Source organism: Aeromonas sp. 604282, from assembly GCF_049170575.1.
Lineage (GTDB): Bacteria > Pseudomonadota > Gammaproteobacteria > Enterobacterales > Aeromonadaceae > Aeromonas > Aeromonas veronii_A.
Genome location: NZ_JAAKMV010000013.1, coordinates 115,477 through 137,891, shown reverse-complemented (window position 1 = coordinate 137,891; position 22,415 = coordinate 115,477). Strand labels below are relative to the sequence as shown.

The following is a 22,415-nucleotide window of genomic DNA, read 5'->3' as shown; positions in this document are numbered from 1 at the left end:
TCAGATAGTTCATATATATGGAGTTTTATGAAATTTACACTTATAACTACAGTTTTTAATGAAGAAAATAATATTTTGCTTTTTTTAAAAAGTATAAATTCGCAAACGGAGCTGGTTGATGAATTTATTGTAGTCGATGGGGGGTCTACTGATTCTACAGTAAAATTAATTAAAGATAATATTGTCCATGATATCGATTTAAAAATAATAGTTGATGAAACATGTAGTAAGAAATATTGCGTGGGGCCAATAGCAAAAGGTAGAAATGTGGCTATATCAAAAGCCAGCCATGATGTAATACTAGTTACTGATGCAGGATGTATACTTGATTCTAATTGGGTAAAAAACATGAAGAAATCTTTTCTAGCGGGGGCCGATATTGTTTCTGGTAACTACATGGCTCAATCTGGGAACCATTTTCAGACCTATATATCTGATGTATTCTGCCCTGAGGTTAAAGTTGATAATGCTAAGGACTTTTTACCTTCGTCCAGATCTTTAGGATTCAAAAAGTCTTTATGGGAGGCTGTAGGTGGTTATCCAGAAACATCATATACCGCAGAAGATACACTGTTCGATATAAAAATTTTTGAATTAACGGATAATGTTATTTTTTGTAGAGAGGCTATTGTTTATTGGGAATTGCCAAGTGGCTTTAAAGAGACAATGAAAAAGGTCTTTAATTATGGTATCGGTGAAGGGATGCAGAGATTGTTTCTATATAAATATCTTGTTAGGTTTTTTTTAATTATCTTTCCTCTACCATTGCTTATGTTAGTTCTTCTCGGAAGAAAGAAACTCATTACCTATCCTATGTATGTTGCCCAAGTTTGTGGCTTCTTTAATGGTGTGTTATCCTCCTTCAAGGTTAAATTATGAATGTTTTATTTATAACTCGCCCAACGGTCTTTAGTGGACCAGGTGGTGATACAGTTCAACTGAAAAAAACTAAAGAGTATCTTGAGCGATTAGGTGTTGTTGTTGAAATAGCAAATTGTTCTAAACCTAACCTTGATGGCTATGACTTGATCCATTTTTTTAATTTAAGAAATCCACAAGATTTACTTTTTAATGTGAAGCGAGCAAAGAAAAAAGATATACCAATGGTGCTTTCAACAATTTGGGGAAGCTACATTGAATGTGATAGAAAAGAGCGAGAAGGTATTCAGAAATGGATTGCTAATAATGTTTCAGAATACACTTTAGAATATCTTAAAACTACTGCCAGGATTATTCTTAATGGTAATTTCCATTTTGGAATGTTGCTTTATCTATTTAAAGGTCATTATCTGTCACAACAATTTATTGCAAAAAATGTAGATGTACTTTTACCAAATAGTCCTACTGAGCTCGATCGTGTTGTGTCTGATATGAAGCTTGATACATATAACGGTTTATGGGTAGCTAATGCAGTTGATGCATCAGTTTTCGATCATTCAAAAAAATTCTCAGGTAAATATAAAGAGTTTGAAGGCTGTTTGCTTAGTGCTGCTCGTGTTGAAATCAGAAAGTGTCAATTAGACCTTATTAAGGCCGTAAAAGATTTACCCTATAAATTAGTTATCGTGGGCAAGCCAAGTCCCAATAGTAAAGCCTATTATGATGAATGTGTTCGTGAAGCTGGCGCGAATGTGGTGTTTATTAATCATGTAGATCAAGAAGAACTAGCAGAGTTGTACCATGTAGCAAAGGCTCATGCGTTAATATCTTGGATGGAGACTCCTGGTCTATCCTCTCTTGAAGCCGCAATGATGCATTGCAATATTCTGGTTACTGATCGAGGGGATACAAAATTTTATTTTGAGGATTATGCAGAGTATTGTGAACCAGGAGATGTTGAGTCAATAAGGAAGGGGGTTATATCCGTTATGAGCAAGGAATTTAATCCAGATTTAAAAAATAGAATTGCTTCTATGTTTACTTGGCACCACACGGCTAAACAAACATTAGAGGCATATCAACTTGCACTACGGTTAAAAAATAAAGATCAGGGTTAATGCTCTAGGGACTTCCAAACATCTTAAATCGTTCATTTTCTATAAAGTATTCTCTTGTTAGTCAAGATTTCCCTGATTTTATGTTTCTAAACAATCTAAACAATCTAAACAATCTAAACAATCTAAACAATCTAAACAATCTAAACATGAGCAATGGGAGTGAGATATTGCGCAGGGGAGATTACTTATCCAATTATAGATGACAGAATACTCGATATGTCTCTATACAATCAGCGACAACACGTGATCTTTTTATAAGAGTACTAGCCATTACAATTTGTCTATCAAAAACAAATATCTTCTATAAAAATATATCGTCTCCCATTTATGAAGTTCTGAAATATTTCAGATAAAGAATTCGTGGTGATAAATATTTATAATTAGGGCTCGATTTGATGAATAATGTTGCTGTAATTGGTACTGTCGGTATACCGGCTTGCTATGGCGGTTTTGAATCTTTAGTGCAAAATCTTGTCGACTTTCAGTCAGACAGTGTAGAATATCATATATTTTGCTCTTCTCACGCTTATCAAATAAAATCTGATAATTATAAAGATGCTTCGTTGTTATATCTCCCGATCAAGGCTAATGGGGTCTCTAGTATACCCTATGATATATTAAGTCTGATAATTTGCCTTAAGAAAAAACCTGATGTCACATTGATATTGGGGGTCTCTGGTTGTTTGTTCTTACCCATCTATCGGTTGTTTAGTTCGTCACGTATTGTTACGAATATTGATGGACTGGAGTGGCGGCGAGATAAGTGGGGATGGCTGACGAAAAAATTTTTGAAATTTTCGGAAAAACTTGCTGTTCGTTTTTCAGATACTGTCGTATCAGATAATCAGGGTATCGCTGATTATGTAATGGATGAATATGGTGTTGTCAGTGAGGTCATAGCTTATGGTGGAGACCATGCATTACAAGTCGAGCACCAGGAAAATTATGTCAAAGATGATTTTTATCTTTCACTTTGTCGGATAGAGCCTGAGAATAATATTGAATTGATCCTGACTGCCTTTTCTAAATCTAGAGAGAAATTGTGCTTCATTGGTAACTGGGAGGCAAGTGAATATGGACGTGCGCTTAAAAGCAGGTTTTCGCATTATGAAAATATAGAGATTGTTGATCCTATCTATGATATCTCCGTGCTCTATAAGATGAGAAGGCAATGTAAGGGGTACGTGCATGGTCATTCTGCTGGTGGTACCAATCCTTCTTTGGTTGAAGCCATGCAATTTGGCATGCCAATATATGCATTTGATTGTATTTTCAATCGCTATACTACAGATAACAGTGCTCTATATTTTAATAGCATAGAAACGTTGCGCCAGCTTATTGAAAAGTATGATGAACATGTAGTTCATTCTGGGGAGAGGATGAAGCAAATTGCAAGTGATAATTATCAATGGTGTAGTATAGTCGATAAATATGAACAGCTTTTCGTTTAATCGTTTCATTGACACTGATTTTAATTGCTTAATTTATTAGGGGCTGGATTTTATTTTTGATTGAGTTGATTTTATTTCTAACCATATATTTATATCTTTCTTTGGTGGCATAGAATGGAATATGCAACATTTTTCATTACAGCTTTTATATTCTTATTTTTTTTACGAAAGGTGGCTAAAAAAATAAATCTAGTTGATCGACCTAACGAGCGAAAACTACACCAAGGCGCAATTCCTTTGGTTGGTGGCATTTCTATATATTTGACTTTGATGTTGGCGTTATGGTTCAAACCTGACTTATTAACTAGTTCAGATATCTATGTTTTGTGTGCCTCCGTCTTGGTTATCATGGGTGCAATAGACGATAAATATGATGTTGACTATCGTATTCGCTTGGTCGTGCAGATATTAATCTCTTGCGCCATGATCTTTGGTGCTGGACTTTCTCTAAAAAGTTTGGGGGGGTTAGCATTTGGCCATGAAATTGTATTAGGGCCTCTTGGTTATATTGTGACTGTTTTTGCCGTTCTGGGCGCCATCAATGCTTTTAATATGGTTGATGGTATCGATGGCTTGCTAGGCGGGCTAACTCTAGTCACCTTTGGTGGGTTAGCGTACCTTAATTATATTGATGAACAGTTATTATTGGCTCGCTTCTGTTTATTGATGATGATTGTTGTCATCCCCTATGTCATTCTTAATCTGGGATTTCCTTTTGGAACGCGTCGCAAGGTTTTTATGGGGGATGCTGGAAGTATGCTGATAGGCTTTACAGTTATCTGGACCTTGCTACAAGGTACGCAAGGTCCTAAAGCGCAGATGTATCCTGTCACAGCATTATGGTTAATTGCTATACCGTTGATTGATATGGTAGCGATTATGATTAGGCGCATTCGTAAAGGACACTCCCCCTTTAAACCTGACAGAGAACACTTACATCATATATGTATGCGTGCGGGGTTATCTCCTAATCAGGCGTTGTGCTTTATTTGTTTTTTGGCAACAGTATGTGCTGTAATTGGTATTTACTTCGAGTCAATACGAGCTCCTGAATTATTAAGTTTTATTCTTTTTTTATGTTTTTTTATGCTCTATTTGTGGGGGTTGAATTCAATATGGCGTTTTTTAGCTTGGATTAGACGGAAACAATGAGTTTTAGTTAACTGGGCACTCATGTTATTTTAGTCCAGTCCTTGTGCATATATCGAATTGTTTGAGTTGCTACATACTGAAATGCCTGTATCTTTTGTTTTAACCTAACGTGAGACAGTGATGAAAGAAAAAAGTCCAGATGTACCGGCACAGTGGGTAGTACCTGCTGCCTCTGATGAGATTGATTTTCGTGAGCTGATGCTGGTGTTGTGGCGCCAGAAGCTGCTGATAGTGCTTATTGCTGGCGTATTTGCAGTGTGTGGTATCTCTTATGCGTTGTTGGCTCCGCAGCAGTGGTCAGCTTCGGCAGTGATTGCAGAGCCTAAGCCGGAGGACATGACTCCGATGCTGAAAGTGGCAAAGCATGCAACTGCATTGGGTCTTGGCGGTTTTCCCAGTGGCAAAAATCTACACCAGGAATTTATTCTGGAGTTCAACAGTTACGAGAATCGCCGTAACTATCTCAAAGCCAGCCCTTTATTTGCCGAGGTTGTAAAAAACCATGGGTTGGATAGCAAGGCGCAGGTGCGTTGGCTGCGCGACTGGAGTAAATCCGTCACGGCTCAGCCCGTAGATAAGAAGGGGGAGGTGCCGGGTGTTGAGCTCAAGTTTGCGGCCCCCACTTCCGAAAGGTCGCTGGCAATGTTGAAGGGGTATGTTGACTATATTGTCAAGCTGCAACAAAAGCAGTTGATATACCGTCTCACTGAACAGCGTGATCTGCAGTTGGATGGCATGAAAACTGAGTACCTGATCATGCAGGAGGACACTAAACGTGCCCTGCAACAGGAAATAGTAGAATTGGCGATGGCTAACAAAGTAGCCAAAGCGGCTGGAGTCAGTGCTCCATTGGAAAATTATAACGTTCGGGATCGTCTCCTCATTTCTTTGGGTTCGAAAGGTTTGGAGGAAAAACTGTCATTACTGAAATCCATCGACCTTGAGGTTTATCAACCCAAATTGCAGTCTCTGCAGGTAAAGATGGCACGTTTAAAAAGCATATCTTTGGACGGTATTTCATTTCGTCCTTTCTCCTATCTTGATGCTCCAGATGAAGCCCTTAGCCGTGACAAGCCGAAACGTCCCTTGATTGTGGTGTTGGCGACCCTGCTTGGAGGAATGGTTGGTATTGGTATTGTTCTGATTCGCTATGCATTTCGCCGACCAGAAGAGGCATAATAGGAATCGTTGATGTAATCGAGGGGGCAATGTGCCCCCTCTCTTTTTGTCTGTATCTTGTATGCCCTTTCAATAATGGGTGGGCCTAAGGAGCTGGGCTGTGATGTTAACGCGAATCATGATGGTTTTATGTGCGCTCTATTGGTTGCTGGGGATGCATTTTTTTATGCATAACCCGGGAGGCGCTGGGCTCTATCTGCCGTTTAACGCATGGGGATGGATATTTGCCTCGCTGGCAATTGGGTTGGGGTTGTGGCAAGTGACTTTACGCCAACGTTTGGTCTTTTCTCGACTACAAGCGGCTTTATGGATTGGTGCACTTTTGCTTCTGCTTCCCATGTTCTATCCAGGATTTCCACTCAAGGATTATGCTATGCCCAGATTATTGGGGCTATTTGCTGGTCTCTTGTTTTTATTCGGTCTGTATCAATGGCGCTTTAAACGGTTACAGCGTGATCGCTTGCTCTATCTCGTCTTGATTGCGATCGCAATGGAAGCTGCTCTTGGTCTTGTACAGTTCTATTTGTTGACGCCAGGTAACTGGATTGGCTACGACACCAACGCAAATCGTCCATACGGGATCTTTCAACAGCCAAATGTGATGGCGACCTTTATGGCCACCGGGATTGCGTTGGCCATTTGGCTGGTGCTACGTGGCAATGATCATGTTTGGTTGCGAAGGGTTAGCTATGGCGTGATTTTGGCCGCAAGCCTGTTGTTGATTGTGCTGCAGTCTCGGGTGGGGCAGCTTGGGGGATTGCTAGCATTTATCCTGCTTGGACCCCAGTTGCATCGTCAACGTTTATTGGTACGAATGCTTGGCCTGGTCTTGCTGGGAGCAGTTCTTGGATTCGCTTCTCAGTATTGGGTGTCAGGTGTGAGTCGGGGGATGAATGAATATCTTTCGGGTGGTGCCCGGTCAGATATCTGGCCTTTTACGTTTCGTTTACTTTTTCAGAACTGGTTACTGGGAGTCGGATATGGTGGATTTGAATCTGCATTCTTCCACGCATACACAGAGGCTCGGCAGGTAGATCCAAATATTGGAATGGTAATTTACAACCTCGACCACCCCCACAACGAGTTTCTCTATTGGTCTGTTGAGGGGGGCATTGCCCCCATGGTTGGCATAGTGATCATGGGAGGGGCATTGTTGTGGCGTCTGGCGAAGGTTCGTTGGGTAAATGCCATGGCACTGCTTGCCCTGGTTACACCGATATTGCTCCATACCCAGACGGAATATCCCTTTTACCATGCGATCGTGTTGTGGTGGTTGTTGCTGACGCTGATTTATGTCGTTGACAGCGAGATTGAAGAAACCTGTCTTGTGCGTTGTGGTAGATCATCGTGGTGGGATATGGGGTATCGTCCCTGGTTGTTGTTGCGATTTATTGCAATAGCCATTCCTTTATTGGTTGTCCCATTTATGCTGACTGCCCTTCATACCGCTTGGGTCGTCACCAAATACGAGCGAGGAGGTTATAAAGAGCCGACGCTGTTGCTGGAGATTATCAATCCTATGGCATGGCTGACACGAGTAGAGTTTGATGTAAACGCTGTCCGTCTAATGGTCGGTTTGCAGACACACAACAAGGCTGAACTGGAGGCTTATCTGGAGTGGGGGCAGGCCTTTGTACGTCATACTCCACGTGCCAACATATACGCCAATATGGTGATCGCACTTAACGCACTAGGTCGCAAAGAGGCTGCTAATGCGATGCGTCTAGAAGCTCTCAAACTCTATCCTTCTGAGCCTCTTCTCACTGGTTCTGTAGCGACATCGGTGACCAGTAGTGTTGAGCAATCGGTACAAAGTAATGCTCTCTCTAATTAGCGTAATCTAACAAAAGGTTAAAGCCTGTTATGTTCAAATGCAGGCTTTTCATGTTTCTTCAGACATATGAAATCATTATCGAAAGCATTCTAACACTATGATTTCAATGGTTAAATTTTATGGTTGCTTGAGTTTTTTCTGCAAACAAGTTACTTGCTAGTTTTAGTATTTCACCTGATGAATATCAAGGTTGCTGTGGTTTGACATATTTGGACCTACTATAACGGGAGTCTTCTGATAGAGCGTAATGGGGTATTAATGAGCCCTATGATATTTGAGGTCATAATCCATCAGAGGGAGGGGGGATTGCGATCACAACGGAGCATTGATTTGTTATCACGCTTCGTGTCAAGAGAGCATAGAGAGTACAAAATAAAAAATAATACAAATACAGAAAAACAGTATGTTGTTATCAATTGTCCATGCTATTCTGACACGGTAATCCCTGTGATCGATTTTTTGTGAGGAAATAATGAACGAGTTTCTGAAAGTTCTGCTGAACATTCGCAGTCTGCGTGCGGCTATTCGTGAGCTGCCGTTTGAGCAACTGCTGGAAGCTAAAGAGAAGTTTGACCTGGTTTACCAAGAGCGCGCCGATTCTGTCGAACAGGAGCGTGCTGAACAGGAAGAGCGTCAGCGCAAGCTGAATGAATTCACCGAAATGTTGCAGCAGGCTGGTATTGATCCTCGCGAGCTGCTGGCGACTGCTGCTGCTCCGGCTGCTGCGGCTGGCGCTGCCAAGAGCAAGCGTGCTCCCCGTCCGGCTAAATACAAGTACGAAGAAGATGGCCAGGAAAAAACCTGGACCGGTCAAGGCCGTATGCCGAAAGCCATTGCTGCTCAAGTCGCTCTGGGTAAAGACCTGAACGATTTCCTGATCTAATTCGTCAGGTTCAGAGATTGAATAATGCCGCCCTTGGGCGGCATTATTTTTGCCGTTTTACCCGTGGTTATCCAATCCGCTTTCCCGCCCCATTACTATCTACATCCTCGCTTGTATCCTTTTACCATCGTTTCCCTGCACTGTTACTTATCTCAATATCACTCGTTGTTTGCGATTAATTTCGTCGTATGGCTCACCGGCACGATATCGCTATTTGTATAGGTCGTGCAGATACGTGTTTCGAAAATGCCTCTCACGATTAACGTGGCATCATCCGGTAAAATGGGCCCTGGCCCTCTACAGATGGAATATCCGGTAATCGTTATCTCTGATCAGGGGGCGTGAGGTACAGGGATAGCTGCAATGGCCGGGATATTCAGGGTCGCCGATGCATGGAATTGGTTGTGACGACACTATTGCCCCTTGATGATGAACAGTGGAGTTCGGCTGCAGCGTGGGAGAGGATATTCTGTATGGTCTATGACGATGATATTCCCCACTCTGCAAGGCAGAGTGGGGAATATCGGTGTGAGGCGTTATCGGGGCGCTACGCTATCGCTGCCACCCAGGGCGCGATAGATTTTGGCTGTGGTGGTGAGCTGCTCTTTTTGCTGGGCCAACAGGCTTTGCTGGGCATCCCACAGTCGGTTCTGCTCATCGAGCCAGGCTTGCACGCCGGTCGCACCCGCCTGAAAGCGAGCTTTGGCCAGCCGTTCGGCCTCCCGGGCATAACTCAGCTGCTCCTGCAGATAATCGAGTCGCTGCTGGCCATAGTGGCGGGCGGCCAGATTGTCTTCCACTTCCACCAGTGCGGTGTAGAGCTGTTTGCGAAACTCGGTTTCAGCGATTTGGTAATCCAGCTCTGAGCTTGCGATGGCGAGCTGGGTGCGGTTGTATTCAAGGAAGGGGAGGGCGAGGCTGGCTCCCAGCGTACCAACCGGATTTTGCAGCACCTGCGCCAATCTATCGGATGCGGTGCTGGCGCTGCCGGTCAGGGTCAGGCTGGGGTAGAAGCTGGTGCGGATCTCGTCCCCTTTTGCCAGCGTCTTGCGCAGCCGCAATTCGGCCGCTTTGACATCGGGGCGCCGAGCCAGCACATCAGCCGGAATACCCACCGCAAGTTCAGGAATGGTCTGGGTTGCAAGGGAAGCGGGTGCATACTCCAGTGGCCCGTTGCTGCGGCCCAGCAACAGACGCAGGGCATTGCGAGCCTGCTCCTGCTGCGCTTTGAGGGAGGCCAGCTCAGCCTGTTTTCCGGCCAACAGTTGTCGTGCCTGCGCCAGATCCAGCCGAGTAATGGCGCCAGCCTGGTATTTGGTCTGGGTTAGCTGCTCGGTTCGGGACAGGTTGGCCAACTGCTGTTCTCCGAGCGCGATGGCAGAGCCGAGATAGCCGAGCTGCCAATACTGCTCCAGAGTATTGCCGATCAGCAGTAGTCGGGTGCTGGCCAGATCCTGCTCGCTTGCCGCCGCTTCCCAGCTTGCCTGATCTCGCACCGAGGCAAGCTTGCCCCACAAATCCACTTCGTAACTGAGGCTCAGCGAGGGGCCCAGACTGTTGGTGTCTTTGCCGGTTTTCAGATCCTTGTTGCCACTGGCTGCGATAGTGCCATTGACCGAGGGGGTGAGGTTGGTATCGGCCTGCTCGGCGCCCAGACGGGCGCTTTTGAGCTTGAGGGCCGCCACATGCATGTCCGGGTTGGCGGCCAGTACCGCCTCGACCAATTTGTCGAGCTGGGGATCATGAAATTCCCGCCACCAGGGGCCAGCCTGCGTAGCCAGTTGGGCGCCCTCTGCCTGTTGCCATGCAGGGGCGATCGCCAGCTCGGGTCTTTGATAGGTGCTGTGCTGACTACAGCCGCTGAGGGCCATAGAGAGAGCCAGCCAGGAGAGTTTGTGCATTGTTATTCCCTCGCCAGTGCGACAACAGGGTCGAGCCGCGCCGCATTGCGTGCCGGCAGGTAACCAAACAGGATCCCGATGAGTGACGAGCAGCCAAAGGCCATCAGGATGGAGAAGAGCGAGAACTGCATCTTGATGGAGTCCACCAGCAGTGAAAAGAGCGCGCCAATACCGAGCGAGAGGCCGACGCCGAAGATCCCCCCCAGCAGGCTCACCATCACAGCCTCAATCAGAAACTGCTGCAGAATATCCGACTGGCGGGCGCCCACGGCCATGCGAATGCCGATCTCGCGGGTACGCTCCACCACCGACACCAGCATGATGTTCATCACGCCCACCCCACCGACGATCAGCGAGATCACCGCGATGGCCGAGACCATCAAGGTCATGGTGGCGGTGGTTTTTTCCACCGATTTGATGATGCTGTCGCTGCTGAAGGTGAAGAAATCCTTCACCCCGTGGCGCTTGGTGATCAGCTCGATCACCGCCTGCTCGGCCAGTGCCGGTTGTACCCCGTCTTTGACCCGGATGGTGATCTGGCTGAAGTGGTGCTGCGAGATGAGGCGACTCATCACCGCGCTGTAGGGCAGCCAGATATTGACCGACTGGCTGGTGGGGCCAAAGCCGGTCTCCTGCGAAACCACACCGACAATCCGCACCGGCAAGGTGCCGACCAGTACCACCTTGCCGACCGGTTCCTCTTTGCCAAGCAGGCTGGTGATGCTCTTCTTGTCCACTACGGCAACGGCTGCCCGCTGCTGGATATCTTGCCACTCCAGTAAGCGACCACTGACCAGCGTCATCCCCTTCACCTTGAAATAGTCGTTACCAACCCCGGTCACATTGCCGCTGTTGGTCTTGTTGCGATAGCGCAACTGGCCGGAGCTGCCAATCTCGGGGCTGGCGCCCGCAAGATAGGGTTGCCCCAGCAGAGCATCGAGATCCCCCTTGTTGAGGGTCTGGATGCTGGCCATCTTCTCATCGCCCCATCCCTTGCCCGGGAAGATTTCGATGGTGTTGGTGCCCATCGCATTGATCTGGTCGATCACCTTGGCGCGCGCCCCTTGCCCCAGCGCCACCACGCTCACCACGGCGGCGATGCCGATGATGATGCCGAGCATGGTGAGGAAGGTGCGCATCCGGTGGGCGAGCATGGCATGCATCGCCATCCGTCCCGCTTCCCGATAGCGATCCCAGTCGTGACCCATGGCACCTTTAGTGGACACTATTTTTTGAGGGGGTGTGGCGGTGGCTGGAGCCAACACGGCCGTTTGGCTGGGGCCACTATCTTGTTCAATCCGACCATCTTTGAGAGTGATGATCCGGTCGGCATGGCTGGCCACGTTCATATCGTGGGTGACCAGAATGATGGTGTGGCCCTGAGCGTGCAGCTCCTTGAGGATTGCCATCACCTCCTTGCCGCTCTGGCTATCCAGTGCGCCGGTCGGTTCATCGGCGAGGATCACTTCGCCGCCATTGGCCAGCGCCCGGGCGATACTGACCCGCTGCTGCTGACCGCCGGAGAGCTGGCCCGGGGTATGGTGGCTGCGATCGGCCAGACCCAGTCTACCCAGCAGCTGACGCGCACGCGCCTGGCGATCCGGGCGAGTGGTGCCGGCATAGACGGCCGGGATCTCCACGTTGGCGGCGGCATCGAGGTGGGGCAGCAGGTGGTAGCGCTGAAAGATAAAGCCGAAGTGGTGGCAGCGTAGTCGGGCCAGCGCCAACGCATCCATGGTGGCGGTGTCCTGACCGCGAAACAGGTACTGGCCGCTGCTCGGGCTATCGAGACAACCCAGCAGGTTCATCAGGGTCGACTTGCCGGAGCCGGACGCGCCGACAATGGCGATCATCTCTCCTGCCGAGATGGTGAGATCAATAGGGTGGAGCACGGTGACTTCGCTGTCGCCGCTCTGGTAGCGTCGCTCGACCCCTTTCAGCTGGATCAACGGCAGCTGGTTCAGGGGCTCACTCATAGCATCACCGCCATCTCATCATTGTCGGCGGGGGCTCCGTGATTGAGCTGCACCTCCTCCTTCTCGCTTAGCCCGCTGATCACCTCAATGCGGATCTCGTCCTTCATACCAGTCTTGATATGGCGGGTTTCGGTTGTTTCATCGTCCTTGATCACGGTGACTTCATACTCGTTGTCACCCAGCGACTTGCCGAGGGCGGTTTGCGGCACAGTGAGCACCTGCTTGCGCTCGCCGAGCACTATGGTCACCTGGGTGGTCATTGCCACCCGCAGGGTATGGTCGGGATTGGGCACATCGAACAGGGCGTAGTAGTAGACAGCCGCATTGTTGGTGGTGGTGCCTGTGGTGGCCTGATCGTTGATGTTGGTAGGCGCTAACTCCACGGCGCGAAGCGTACCCTGATAGCGGGTATCCGGATCGCCGATCAGGGTGAAGTAGACCGGCATGCCGGCTTTTACCTTGGTGACATCGGCTTCGGAGATCTGCGCCTTGACCGTCATGGTCTCGAGGTTGGCCAGCTTGAGCACGGTCGGCACCGTCTGGCTGGCAGCCAGGGTCTGGCCCTGACGGGTCACAATGCTGATGACGGTGCCATCCATCGGCGCCAGGATCTTGGTGTAGCCCAGCTCGGTCTTGGCCCTATCAACCTTGATCAGGGCGTTGTCGATATTGGCCTGGCTGTTTTGCAGTTCGGCGCGGGTGACTGCCAGCAGTGCCTCGGCACTTTCCAGATCGGCCCGTGAGCTCGCCTCCTGTTTGAACATCTGCTGCTGGCGCCGCCAGGCGAGCTCGTTCTGTTTGAGTTGTGCCTGCTTGATCTTGAGCTGGGCGCGGTTGCTGGCAAGCTCCGCCTCGGCCGTCTTGAGGTTGTTCTGGGCAATCAGGGGATCGATCTCGGCCAGCAGGTCTCCCTGCTTGACCTGATCTCCGGCCTCGACGGCCAGCTTGGTAACCTGACCGGAGACTTGGGCCCCCACATCCACCTGCTCTACGGCCTGCAGCACACCACTGGCCAGCACGGTCTGGGCAATATCCTCGCGGGTCACCTGAGCGGTCAGCATCGCCTTGGGTGGTTGACTGGGCCAGAGCAGCCAGCCGAGGAGCACCACGGCGATCAGCATGGTGATGGCCAGTGTTCTCTGCTTGGGGGTTATGTTCATCGATCACCTGAATGGAAACGGAAAAGGTTGTGCGCGGCGATTATCCTGCAGCAAAGCCCTGATAAATAACAGCCGCAAATATGTAAGCAAAGTTATGGCGTTAACTGTCAATAAGCCGAGAAAGGAGTAAGCGAGAGGCCGCAGTCGTGAGCAACATGATCAGCAAGAGGGGGGAGTGCGGCTGGCGGTGGCGATGAAAAAGCCCTGCGCAGAGGCAGGGCTTTGGAATAGGTTATGGCGAGGGAAGGTCAGGCCTTGGCCAGCAGATCCATCACCCAGGGCAGCCCCTGCTTCTTGCGGCTGACAAAGCCCGGGTGGTAGCTGGACTCTGCCGGTACTTTGGCGTGTTCGGTAAAGTAGATTCGGCTGGCAGCCGCAGTCAGGTCAGTCACCATCAACACGAAGAAGTCGAGCCCTTCGCTCGCCACGCGCTGGGCCATCTCCTGCTGCAGGGCTGGCAGGTGCTCGGCCAGCTGCTGTTCGCTGCCCACTTCGATCTGGCTCATGATGAAGCTGCAACCTTCCGCCTGGAACGCTTTCTCATCCTGCTGCAGCAGTTGAGCCGGAGTCAGGCCGCTCAGGTCGGTTTTCGCCATCAGCAGTTTTTGGCCGAATTCGGCCAGCGGTACTTCGGCCAGCGGTGCCAGACGCTCACAGGCGATTTTGTCCTGCTCGGTGGTGGTCGGCGAGGTGAGACAGAGGGTGTCGCTCATGATAGCACCCAGCATCAGGCGAGCCTGGCTGCGGGTCACGGTGCCTTGCTGGCTCAGCAGATCGAAGGCGATGGTGCAGGTGCAGCCGACGGCCCGGATCCAGGCATCCAGCGGAGACTGGGTGACCAGGGTACCGAGACGGTGGTGATCCACCAGACCCAATACATTGGCTTGTGCCAGTGTGGCGGGGCCCTGTTCCAGATCACTGAAATCCACCAGCCAGACATCTTCACCGGTCAGATCTTTGGTCAGCAACTCGGGTTCGCTGACGCCAGCCTGCTCCAGAATAAAACGGGTTTCGGTGCGCAGGTCACCCAGACGCCATGGGGTGGCCTGACGGCCCTGGCCATTGAGCCAGTCGGTGATAACCAGCGCACTGCAGATACTGTCGCTATCAGGATTCTTGTGACCAAAAACGTGGATCATAGACAAAGCCTCACAATTGGATACCCATAAAGGGGGGCAACACTATGCGAAATCCGCCACATGAAGGCAACCGGATCCACGCCCATGTTGCTGCCAGCTTCGCCTAACTCGCCATTTTATTGATCTGGGTCGGTAATCCTGACGCGAGTTCAGTTATCACAGTTGGCTATTGGCTATTGGCTATTGGCTATTGGCTATTGGCTATTGGCTATTGGCTATTGGCTATTGGCTATTGGCTATTGCTGACTGTGCAGGCCATGGCACTCGTCCGTACCTGCGAAGTCAGCATGTTCTGTCAGCGCTATCAGTCGCCATCGCTGCAAATCGGCTTTATCACCTGATTCATCGACGCAGCAGCTCGCGGGCATTGGCCAAAGTGTTGTCGGTGATCTGGTCGCCTCCAAGCAGGCGTGCCAGCTCATTGAGACGGGCAGCCTCATCAAGGGCACTCATTTGGGTTTCGGTGGTTTTGCCATCGGTATGCTTGCTCACCACCATATGCTGGTGGCCGTTGCCTGCCACCTGAGGCAAGTGAGTGACCACCATCACCTGAGTGGACTCGCCGAGCTGGCGCAGCAGGCGACCCACCACGGCGGCAGTCGGGCCGCTGATCCCCACATCCACTTCATCGAAAATCAGGGTCGGAGTGGAGACCTTGCGAGCGCTGATCACCACGATGGCAAGGCTGATACGCGACAGTTCACCGCCCGAAGCTACCTTGCCAAGCGGCTGGATGGGCTGACCTGGGTTGGTGGTGACCATAAATTCGACCCGATCTATACCCAGCGGAGAGAGGCTGCTCTGGGCATCGGGGCGCACCTCGATGGCAAAGCGGCCATCGGGCATCGCCAGTTCGTGCATGCTGCTGGTTACCTTGGCGCCCAGCTCCTGGGCGTAACGCTGACGGCTCTGGCTCAGGGCCTCGGCGGCCTGGACAAAAGCCTGACGAGCCTCGGCCAGCTCATCTTCCATCCCCTCTAACCGCTCCTCATCGGAGTTGAGGCGGGCGAGATCAGAGGCAAGCTCCTGATGGTGTTGGGCCAGATCCGCCGGTTTAACGTGGTGCTTGCGTGCCAGATTGATGGCTTTGGAGAGGCGGGCTTCCAGCTCGTTGAAACGTTCGGGATCGAGCTCCAGCCGATCGAGGTAGCTGCGCAGTTCGCTGTGGCTCTCCTGCACCCCGATCAGCGCTTCATTCAGCATCTCCAGTACCGGGTTGAGGCGGCTGTCCATGCTGACCAGCCCCTCGGCCCGATCGACGGCCGATTGCAGCAGCCCTGCGATAGTGGTCTCTTCGTTGTCATAGAGCAGATCGAGGCAAGCGCCGCACTCCTGCATCAGCTCTGTGCCGTTGGCGAGACGCTGGTGCTCCTCTTCTATCTCTTCGAACTCCCCTGGTTGCAGGGCAAATTCGTCCAGCTCCTGCACCTGGTACTCGATCAGCTGGCGGCGGGCCTCCCGCTGTTGCTGCTCGGCCTTGAGCCGGTTCAGCTCGTTTTGCAGTTGGCGCCATTGCTGATAGTGCTGGCGCACCTCGTCGAGCAGCAGATGGTGACCGGCATAACCGTCGAGCAGAGCGAGCTGGTAGTCGGGTTTGAGCAGCATCTGGTGGGCATGTTGACCGTGCACGTTGACCAGCAGCTGGCCCAGATTCTTGAGCTGGGTAAGAGGGACGGGCACGCCGTTGATATAGCTGCGGGAGCGACCCTCGGCGGAGATGACTCGCCGCACGATACACTCACCTTCGTTTTCCAGTTCGTTGGTGGCGAGCCAGGCGCGGGCGGCCGGGTTGTTGTCCAGCAGGAAGCGGGCGCTGACCTCGCTTTTATCGCTATCGGGTCGCACCATGCCCGCTTCGGCCCGTTCTCCGAGGCAGAGACCGAGAGCGTCGATGGCGATGGATTTACCGGCGCCGGTCTCACCTGTGATGCAGGTCATGCCCGGTTGCAGATCGAGTTCGAGAAACTTGACGATGGCGAAGTTGTTGACGGTCAGCTGGGTCAGCATGGTCTCATCCTGTATAGGTCAACATTACTGTTTATGTATCCAGTATATACTGGTCTTATATACAGTAAAGAGGGCGCCGCCATTTTTAACAAAGGAAAGCCGCGCCAGTGCGCCATGGCTATGAGAATGCGGTACTGACTATTGGGACGCGGTACGGATATGAGAGTGCAGGGGACGTTGCTAAGACAGAAATGAGAAAGGCGCCAATTCAGGCGCCCTCTCTGGCAATGCCGTTGTCGGTCAAAGCTGATTAGAACAGCTTGCTGCCCCAGCCGAGCTTGTTGCGCAGCACGTGGAAGTAGCTGTAGTCGAGGGGATGCACCAGATGAAGCTGGTGGTGGCTCTTCTTGATGAGGATCTCGTCCCCCGGGTGGACCGCCAGGGTCACCTGACCGTCACAGCTGACCTGCATGGCATCGTCCTGATTATCCGGCGAGACCAGCAGCCGCACTTCGCTGTCGGCATCGAGTACGATGGGGCGACTGCTCAGGGTGTGCGGAAACATGGGCACCAGCGTGATGGCGTTGAGCTTGGGGGTGAGGATGGCGCCACCTGCCGACAGTGAGTAGGCGGTGGAGCCGGTCGGAGTGGCCACAATGATGCCGTCCGAGCGCTGGCTATACATAAAGCTGCCATCGATATAGACCTCGAACTCGATCATGTGGGCGATCTTGCCCGGGTGCAGTACAGCCTCGTTGACCGCCAGATTGCTCGACTTGCGCTCGCCGTGGCGATAGACCGAGGCTTCCAGCAGGAAGCGGTGTTCGCTCTTGTAGTGGCCGGAGAGCACCTGCTCCAGCGGCAGCAGGTAATCTTGTGGCGAGAGATCGGTCAGAAAGCCGAGGTTGCCCCGGTTTACCCCGATCACCGCCACATCAAAGCGTGACAGTACCCGCGCCGCCCCCAGCATGTTGCCGTCACCGCCGACCACGATGGCGAGATCGGCCTGCTGGCCCAGTTGCACCAGATCCATCACGTTTTCATCGAGGATGCTCAGGGTCTGGGCGACCCGGCTCTCCACCAGTACCCGAAAGCCGCGGGCGGTCAGGTATTGATGCAGGCCGGTCAGCGTCTGGTTGGCCCCCTCATGGTGGGGTTTGCCAATCAGGGCGATGGTTTTGAACGGAGAATCCATAGTCAGTCAGATCTGGGATGGGTATTGCGGGCCAGTATACAGTGCTTTGCTGCGCTTGTGACGCTCTCCCGTGTGACGGGGCCGGCTATCCCCTTGAGGTTACTGGTTAAACGGTGAGCGGCAACCCGGATAAACCGCCGGTTGCGGCTATTCAGCAACCCTGATTGCCCTTTACCCCTTGAAAGCCGGGGATGCATCCCCATAATAGCGCCAACATAGTCGGTCTGTTGTCGTCCGGTCGCTCAACCAGACGTCAGGGCCCTCATAAGTAACCCCGGAATTGGAGATGTCATGAACCACGAAGAGCAAAAGGTTGAAGCGATGGAGCAAGTGGAAGCCCAGCCAGTCGAGCCGACCGATGTAGACAGTGAAGTGACAGCCGAGCAGGCCCGCATTGCCGAACTGGAAGCGCAGCTGGAAACCGCCATCCAAAAAGCGGCGGAAGAGCGTGAACGCGCCCTGCGTACCGCCGCCGAGATGGAGAACCTGCGCCGTCGTACCGAGCTGGATGTGGAGAAGGCGCACAAATTCGCTCTGGAGAAGTTCGCCAATGAACTGCTGCCGGTGCTGGACAACCTTGAGCGTGCCATCGAACTGGCCGACAAGGAGAACGAAGCCCTCAAGCCGATGATCGAAGGTGTCGAGCTGACTCTGAAATCCATGCAGAGCGGCGTGGCCAAGTTTGGTCTGGTGGCGCTCGATCCGATCAACCAGCCGTTTGACCCCAACGCCCATCAGGCGATGAGCATGGTGCCGAGTGCCGATGTGGCGCCGAACACCGTCATTGCAGTGATGCAGAAGGGCTATGACCTCAACGGTCGGGTGATCCGTCCTGCCATGGTGATGATCGCCAAAGCGGTTGACTGATTGGCTGTGGGTGCCCGAGCCCGCCCCGTGGCGGGCTTTTTGTTTCGTAGTGCAGCCCCTGTTCATCTTGCCCGGTTTACGGCTCAACGTGACCGCGCAACCATGACAAAGGGTGTGGTTTTTTAGGGTTGGGGCTTGAAGCTGCGTCTGGCGACCCCATATAGGTAGCAAGGCCACGGCGGCACAAAAAAATTGATGCCGGGAGCTTGAAAGCCAGATTGGCAGCCCCCACCTAGCCGTTAACGCATTAAGGCGAGTTCCTCGCCAGTTTATTCAAAGTATTTGGAGATTCGTCAAATGGGTAAAATCATCGGTATTGACCTGGGTACTACCAACTCCTGCGTCGCTATTCTGGATGGCGACACTGCTCGCGTGATCGAGAACGCAGAAGGCGATCGTACTACTCCGTCCATCATTGCCTATGCCGATGATGGCGAGATCCTGGTTGGTCAGCCGGCCAAGCGTCAGGCCATCACCAACCCGAAAAACACCCTGTTCGCCATCAAGCGTCTGATCGGTCGTCGTTTTGAAGATGAAGAAGTGCAGCGTGACCTGAAAATCATGCCGTACGCCATCGCCAAAGCTGACAACGGCGACGCCTGGGTTGAAGTGAAGGGCAAGAAAATGGCACCGCCGCAGATCTCTGCCGAAGTGCTGAAGAAGATGAAGAAGACCGCCGAAGACTACCTGGGCGAGCCGGTAACCGAAGCCGTTATCACTGTTCCGGCCTACTTCAACGACGCCCAGCGTCAGGCTACCAAGGATGCCGGTCGCATCGCCGGTCTGGATGTAAAACGCATCATCAACGAACCGACTGCTGCTGCATTCGCTTACGGCGTGAACAAGGTCAAGGGCGAGCGCAAGGTTGCCGTATATGACTTGGGTGGCGGTACTTTCGATATCTCCATCATCGAGATCGATGAAGTGGAAGGCGAAACCACCTTCGAAGTTCTGGCGACCAACGGTAACACCCACCTGGGTGGTGAAGACTTCGACAACCGCGTCATCAACTATCTGGTAGACGAGTTCAAGCGTGAGCAGGGCATCGACCTGCGCAACGACCAGCTGGCTCTGCAGCGTCTGAAAGATGCCGCCGAGAAAGCCAAAATCGAGCTCTCTTCTGCCCAGCAGACCGACGTCAACCTGCCGTACATCACTGCAGATGCCACCGGTCCGAAGCACATGAACATCAAGGTGACCCGCGCCAAGCTGGAATCCCTGGTAGAAGACATGGTGAAAGACTCTCTGGAGCCGGTTCGTGTCGCCCTGAAAGACTCCGGTCTGGCAGTTGGCGAGATCGACGACGTGATTCTGGTCGGTGGTCAGACCCGTATGCCGCTGGTTCAGAAGACCGTTGCCGAGTTCTTTGGCAAAGAGCCGCGTAAAGACGTCAACCCGGACGAAGCCGTGGCCATGGGTGCTGCCATCCAGGGCGCCGTACTGTCCGGTGACAAGACCGACGTACTGCTGCTGGACGTTACCCCGCTCTCCCTGGGTATCGAAACCATGGGTAGCGTGATGACTGCGCTGATCGAGAAGAACACCACCATTCCGACCAAGAAGTCCCAGGTGTTCTCCACTGCCGAAGACAACCAGTCTGCCGTGACCATTCACGTGCTGCAGGGTGAGCGCAAGCGCGCCAGCGACAACAAGTCTCTGGGCCAGTTCAACCTGGAAGGCATCCGTCCGGCACCGCGTGGTCTGCCGCAGATCGAAGTGACCTTCGACATCGATGCCAACGGTATCCTGCACGTCTCTGCGAAAGACAAAGAGACCAACAAAGAGCAGAAGATCACCATCCAGGCCTCCTCTGGTCTGTCTGATGACGAGATCGAGCGCATGGTACGCGAAGCCGAAGCCAACGCGGCCGAGGACAAGAAGTTTGAAGAGCTGGTACAGGCTCGCAACCAGGCTGATGGTCTGGTCCACTCCGTACGCAAGCAGATCACCGAAGCCGGTGAGGCCCTGCCTGCCGACGACAAGACCAAGATCGAAGCCGCGCTGAGCGAGCTGGAAGTTGCCATCAAGGGTGACGACAAGGCTGCTATCGAAGCCAAACAGCAGGCTCTGCTGGAAGCGTCCCAGAAGCTGATGGAAATTGCCCAGCAGCAGGCTCAGGCCCAGGGTGGTGCAGCCGGTGCTGATGCCGGTCAGTCCTCCTCTTCTGCCAAGGCTGACGACGACGTAGTCGACGCCGAGTTCGAAGAAGTGAAAGACGACAAGAAGTAAGCCCTACCCAGATGGGCGGAGTCCGCTTCGCCCATCGGCTTGGTCAATGAATTCACGGGCGTTGGGTAACCAACGCCCGTCTGCGTAACCACAGGATGAGTATGTCGAAGCGCGATTTCTACGAAGTACTGGGTGTGGCGAAAGATGCCGACGATCGCGAGATCAAGAAGGCGTACAAGCGCCTGGCCATGAAGTATCACCCGGATCGTAACCAGGGTGATGCCGCATCCGAAGAGAAGTTCAAAGAGGTCAAGGAAGCCTACGAGGTCCTGACCGATGCCAACCTGCGTGCCCGTTACGACCAGTACGGCCATGCCGGTGTCGACCCGAGCCAGGGTGGCGGTGGCCACGGTGGCTTTGGCGGCGGTGCCGACTTCGCCGACATGTTTGGTGACGTATTCGGTGACATCTTCGGCGGTGGCCGTGGTGGTGCCCGTCGTGGCCCGGCCCGTGGCTCCGACCTGCGTTACACCATGGAGCTGACGCTGGAAGAGGCGGTACGCGGGGTCTCCAAGGAGATCAAGGTGCCGACTCTGGTTCACTGCGAAGTCTGTAACGGCTCCGGTGCCCACACCGGCAGCAGTGCCCAGACCTGCCCGACCTGCCACGGCTCCGGCCAGGTGCAGATGCGTCAGGGCTTCTTCGCGGTGCAGCAGGCGTGTCCGCACTGTCACGGTCGCGGCAAGATCATCAAGGATCCGTGCCGCAAGTGCCACGGTGAAGGTCGCTACCAGCGCACCAAGACCCTGTCGGTGAAAATTCCGGCGGGCGTCGATACCGGCGATCGCATCCGTCTCTCCGGTGAAGGGGAAGCGGGGGAAGCGGGAGCTCCGGCAGGGGATCTCTACGTACAGGTGCACGTCAAAGAGCACGAGATCTTTGTGCGTGACGGCAACAACCTCTACTGCGAAGTGCCTATCAGCTTCACCGCAGCAGCCCTCGGTGGCGAGATTGAAGTACCGACCCTGGATGGCCGCGTCAAGCTCAAGGTCACTCCGGAGACCCAGACCGGCAAGATGTTCCGCATGCGCGGCAAGGGCGTGAAGTCCGTGCGCTCCGGCCAGGTAGGGGATCTGATGTGCAAGGTGGTGATCGAGACTCCGGTCAATCTCACCGAGCAGCAGAAAGAGCTGTTGCGCCAGCTGGACGAGTCGTTCAGCGGTGCCGCTGCCAAGACCCACAAGCCGAAATCGGAAGGCTTCTTCGAAGGGGTGAAACGCTTCTTCGACGATCTGACCAGCTGATTTCAGCGACCCGAATAAACAGAGCCGGCCTTGTGCCGGCTCTTTTTTTGCCCGCCGTTTAGCCAAGAGCCGCCCTATTGAGTGGATCCTGATGAGGGATCCTCCTCACAACTCCCGCCAATTCCTGCTGTACAAATGTTATCCCGCTCACACTGTTGCTGAAACGGTTTAGTTGTCATATTGAGTTAGCTAAATTGGTTTAGCTATGCTCTGGCTGTCGATAACAACAGCGCCCGTCCGGGCCACAGATGACAGGTGAGG

Annotated in this window: 16 protein-coding genes; 10 read left to right on the top strand and 6 right to left on the bottom strand. The window is 52.3% G+C overall.

What is annotated here, in order from left to right; translation table 11 throughout:
- Positions 1–27 precede the first annotated feature (27 nt).
- The 7 genes from G5367_RS15630 to G5367_RS15600 all read left to right on the top strand — a co-directional run bounded on the left by G5367_RS15630 (position 28) and on the right by G5367_RS15600 (position 8,496).
- Positions 28–879, top strand: coding sequence for a glycosyltransferase (locus G5367_RS15630; protein ID WP_421245213.1), 852 nt, complete (start codon positions 28–30; stop codon positions 877–879).
- Positions 876–1,997 (top strand): glycosyltransferase family 4 protein, encoded by a 1,122-nt coding sequence (locus tag G5367_RS15625; RefSeq protein WP_421245214.1) that lies wholly within the window; start codon positions 876–878, stop codon positions 1,995–1,997. Before G5367_RS15630 ends, G5367_RS15625 begins: the two co-directional genes overlap by 4 nt.
- Positions 1,998–2,392: 395 nt before the next feature.
- The gene (locus G5367_RS15620) at positions 2,393–3,448 is read left to right on the top strand and encodes a DUF1972 domain-containing protein (RefSeq protein ID WP_421244587.1); all 1,056 of its coding nucleotides are present in this window, start codon (positions 2,393–2,395) and stop codon (positions 3,446–3,448) included.
- A 114-nt stretch (positions 3,449–3,562) separates the two neighbouring features.
- The gene (gene wecA / locus G5367_RS15615; RefSeq protein ID WP_421244588.1) at positions 3,563–4,600 is read left to right on the top strand and encodes a UDP-N-acetylglucosamine--undecaprenyl-phosphate N-acetylglucosaminephosphotransferase; all 1,038 of its coding nucleotides are present in this window, start codon (positions 3,563–3,565) and stop codon (positions 4,598–4,600) included.
- Positions 4,601–4,720: 120 nt separating this feature from the next.
- Complete coding sequence (locus tag G5367_RS15610; RefSeq protein WP_421244589.1) at positions 4,721–5,779, top strand: LPS O-antigen chain length determinant protein WzzB; 1,059 nt, start codon at positions 4,721–4,723, stop codon at positions 5,777–5,779.
- 103 nt (positions 5,780–5,882) lie between these two features.
- Positions 5,883–7,613, top strand: a complete 1,731-nt coding sequence (locus tag G5367_RS15605; RefSeq protein ID WP_421244590.1) for a Wzy polymerase domain-containing protein — start codon at positions 5,883–5,885, stop codon at positions 7,611–7,613.
- 472 nt (positions 7,614–8,085) lie between these two features.
- A complete protein-coding gene (locus tag G5367_RS15600) occupies positions 8,086–8,496 on the top strand; it encodes an H-NS family nucleoid-associated regulatory protein (protein ID WP_040065985.1) in 411 nt (136 codons plus the stop codon).
- Positions 8,497–9,032: 536 nt separating this feature from the next.
- On the opposite strand, the gene G5367_RS15595 is transcribed toward G5367_RS15600, so the two are convergent.
- The 6 genes from G5367_RS15595 to nadK all read right to left on the bottom strand — a co-directional run bounded on the left by G5367_RS15595 (position 9,033) and on the right by nadK (position 17,814).
- On the bottom strand, positions 9,033–10,397 hold the full coding sequence (locus G5367_RS15595) for an efflux transporter outer membrane subunit (protein ID WP_421244591.1): 1,365 nt from the start codon (positions 10,395–10,397) through the stop codon (positions 9,033–9,035).
- 2 nt (positions 10,398–10,399) lie between these two features.
- The gene (locus G5367_RS15590) at positions 10,400–12,373 is read right to left on the bottom strand and encodes a MacB family efflux pump subunit (protein WP_270904455.1); all 1,974 of its coding nucleotides are present in this window, start codon (positions 12,371–12,373) and stop codon (positions 10,400–10,402) included.
- Positions 12,370–13,533, bottom strand: a complete 1,164-nt coding sequence (gene macA / locus G5367_RS15585; RefSeq protein WP_047439138.1) for a macrolide transporter subunit MacA — start codon at positions 13,531–13,533, stop codon at positions 12,370–12,372. Before macA ends, G5367_RS15590 begins: the two co-directional genes overlap by 4 nt.
- A 248-nt stretch (positions 13,534–13,781) precedes the next feature.
- A complete protein-coding gene (locus G5367_RS15580; RefSeq protein WP_270904456.1) occupies positions 13,782–14,672 on the bottom strand; it encodes a manganese-dependent inorganic pyrophosphatase in 891 nt (296 codons plus the stop codon).
- Positions 14,673–15,014: 342 nt separating this feature from the next.
- Positions 15,015–16,679: a DNA repair protein RecN gene (gene recN / locus G5367_RS15575; RefSeq protein WP_270904457.1), complete on the bottom strand. Its 1,665-nt coding sequence runs from the start codon at positions 16,677–16,679 to the stop codon at positions 15,015–15,017.
- 250 nt (positions 16,680–16,929) lie between these two features.
- Complete coding sequence (gene nadK / locus G5367_RS15570) at positions 16,930–17,814, bottom strand: NAD(+) kinase (RefSeq protein ID WP_005338038.1); 885 nt, start codon at positions 17,812–17,814, stop codon at positions 16,930–16,932.
- A gap of 291 nt (positions 17,815–18,105) precedes the next feature.
- On the opposite strand from nadK, the gene grpE reads away from it, so the two are divergent.
- The 3 genes from grpE to dnaJ all read left to right on the top strand — a co-directional run bounded on the left by grpE (position 18,106) and on the right by dnaJ (position 22,154).
- Entirely contained in the window at positions 18,106–18,681 is a 576-nt protein-coding gene (grpE, locus tag G5367_RS15565) for a nucleotide exchange factor GrpE (RefSeq protein WP_005338036.1), read from the top strand.
- 297 nt (positions 18,682–18,978) lie between these two features.
- The gene (gene dnaK / locus G5367_RS15560; RefSeq protein ID WP_421294626.1) at positions 18,979–20,910 is read left to right on the top strand and encodes a molecular chaperone DnaK; all 1,932 of its coding nucleotides are present in this window, start codon (positions 18,979–18,981) and stop codon (positions 20,908–20,910) included.
- 101 nt (positions 20,911–21,011) lie between these two features.
- Positions 21,012–22,154 carry a molecular chaperone DnaJ gene (gene dnaJ, locus G5367_RS15555; RefSeq protein WP_005338032.1) on the top strand — a complete coding sequence of 381 codons (1,143 nt, stop codon included), beginning with the start codon at positions 21,012–21,014 and terminating at the stop codon, positions 22,152–22,154.
- Positions 22,155–22,415: the final 261 nt, after the last annotated feature.